General features: G+C 71.9%; 1 protein-coding gene. It reads right to left on the bottom strand.

The features are described 5' to 3' along the window. Positions 1–256: hypothetical protein (locus ACTHSL_RS13870; RefSeq protein WP_440381740.1), on the bottom strand; the 256-nt coding region annotated here is incomplete at both ends.

Genomic DNA, 256 nt, shown 5'->3' with positions numbered 1-256 from the left:
ACGCCCCCTATACCGGCGATCACCGTGCCGGCGACCAGCAGTGCACCGGCGGCCAGCGGTTCGGAGTTCCACGGCTGGGCCGGTTCCCGGGCACTCGCAGGCCGGCGGGCCGGAACGAGGGCGAGGAGCAGCAACACCGGCAGCAGCGCCAGACCGGTGACCAGAACAGCGCGGTAAAGCGCGTTGGAGGGGAAGCTCAGCGTGATCGTGCCCTGCTCACCGGCCGGCACCACCCACCCCTGCTGCCACCCGTAGG

This window comes from Neisseria sp. P0008.S010, assembly GCF_051962715.1.
Taxonomy (GTDB): domain Bacteria; phylum Pseudomonadota; class Gammaproteobacteria; order Burkholderiales; family Neisseriaceae; genus Neisseria; species Neisseria elongata.
The sequence above is the reverse complement of the archived record's forward strand: the minus strand, read 5'-3'. Positions and strand labels throughout refer to the sequence as shown.